Source organism: Agrobacterium sp. BT-220-3, assembly GCF_025910175.1.
Taxonomy (GTDB): Bacteria; Pseudomonadota; Alphaproteobacteria; order Rhizobiales; family Rhizobiaceae; genus Agrobacterium; species Agrobacterium oryzihabitans.
Window position 1 is genome coordinate 1 of sequence record NZ_JAPAIX010000042.1, and the last position, 1831, is coordinate 1831.

1 protein-coding gene and 1 pseudogene are annotated in these 1831 nt (G+C 61.5%); one reads left to right on the plus strand and one right to left on the minus strand.

Going from position 1 to position 1831, the window contains the following annotated elements; translation table 11 throughout:
* Positions 1–32: 32 nt before the first annotated feature.
* Positions 33–1451, minus strand: a complete 1419-nt coding sequence (cls, locus tag OK142_RS25160) for a cardiolipin synthase (protein WP_498685719.1) — start codon at positions 1449–1451, stop codon at positions 33–35.
* 221 nt (positions 1452–1672) lie between these two features.
* Here cls and OK142_RS25165 point away from each other — a divergent pair.
* Positions 1673–1822 (plus strand): annotated as a pseudogene (locus tag OK142_RS25165) (IS110 family transposase); the annotation flags it as partial.
* Positions 1823–1831 lie beyond the last annotated feature (9 nt).

Here is a 1831-nt window from a genome sequence, read left to right on the forward strand (position 1 = left end):
GTCTGGACCCTAGCTGACAATCCTCATTACTCTCAAAGAAGCGGTGCCCAAAGCCGCGCAAGAGGCGAACTGATCCGGATGTGAAGCGGCTGATCGACAAGCGCGCTGATCAGTTCATCGCTCTGTACAAAATCGTCAGACAGCATGCGCTCCACGTCGGACGCAAAGGCCCCGTCTGCGACGAAGACCATGCTCTCGAAATTGAGCCGGAAGGAACGGTTGTCGAGGTTCGCGGTCCCGACCGCTGCCAGATCGTCATCCACGAGAATGACCTTCTGGTGCAAAAAGCCGTCGCAATAGCGGAAGAACCGCACGCCTGTTGCACGCAATTCGTCGAAATAGGCGTGCGAAGCGAGCCACGGCAGATAATGGTCGATCGTGGAGGGGAGCAGAATCCGCACATCCCGACCTGCAAGGGCCGCAGAGACGAGCGCGGACATGATGTCGGTGTCCGGTACGAAATAGGGCGAGGCGATCCAGATCCTGTCCCGGGCAGCCGTGATCGCGGTGAAGAACATCAGGCTACCGCTGTCGATCGGGTCTCCGGGCCCCGTTGGCACTAGGGCTGCAAGCGTCGCGTTTTCCGGGGCCGTCGCGTCACCCGCCTCCCATGGCAAATCGTCCGTCAGGGACTCGCCGCTGGCCCAATGCCAGTCCTCCGCGAAAACGGCTTGTATCTGCCCCGCGACCGGCCCCCGGATCTCGACATGTGTGTCTCTCCAGCGGCCGAACTGCGGGTCAAGGCCGAGATACTCGTCGCCCACGTTGTGCCCGCCGACAAAGGCCACGTCACCGTCGACGACAACCGTTTTGCGATGATTACGAAAGTTGATCTCCAACCGCGATGTTGGACCTCTGGAGTGATCCGGGTTCAGCACGGCGACACCGGCGTCGCGCAATCTGGCGGCCCAGGCCTCCGGCAGTTTCTGGCTGCCCACCCCGTCATACATCACGCGGACCTTCACGCCGCGCGCGGCGGCAGCAACGAGGTGATCCGCCAAGCGCCGTCCAAGCCCGTCGTCTCGTATGATGTAGAACTGCACACATACGCTTTCGCGCGCGCTGTCGACCACTGCGCAGATGGCATCGAAGGTCGCGCCGCCGTCGATCAGCAGCCGGACCTCATTTCCGCCGGTAAAGGGCAGTCCCCCGATGCGTTCGAGCGCGCGCAGCGTTTTCTCCCGTTCAAACGGGAGGGTGCCTCTGCTCGCTTCGGTATCTTGTATGCTGAACAGGTCATGGCTTTCTCGCCATGCCGCGCGATAGTCGCGGACTTTGCGGCGACCGAGCACAAGGAAGGCTGGAACGCCGAACCACGGCGATGAAACGAGAAAGACGACCCAAGCGGCTGCACCCTGTGGCGTGCGCGCCGATGCAATCGCGGCCCAGACGCAATAGGCGACTGCCAAGGCGCCAAAAACAGCCAGTATTGTCGCAAGAACTGTCGTCACCTGGCGAGCGGCTCCCGAGTCAAAGAGTAAAATAGCGCGCTTATCGTAGCAGCGATTTTAGAAACGGAAATGGTCGTGTCGCGAAGGTGGTGGAAATTGCCGAGCAGCGGGCTCCGGGCATGTAACGTTGGCTCCAGTCAGGGGCGTTGATGATGTGACCGCCCCCCGACGGCATCGCTGTGCCAAGGTGGGTCTGCGAGGATCCACAGAGAGGAGCGGTCATGTCGGAGATTATCACGGTTGGGCTCGACCTGGCGAAGAATGTGTTTCAGGCGCATGGGGCTGATGCATCCGGGCGCGCGTTGCTGCGCAAGAAGCTGAGACGGGACCAAGTGCTGGCGTTTTTCGGTCAGTTGCCGCCCTGCGTGGTGGGGTAATCC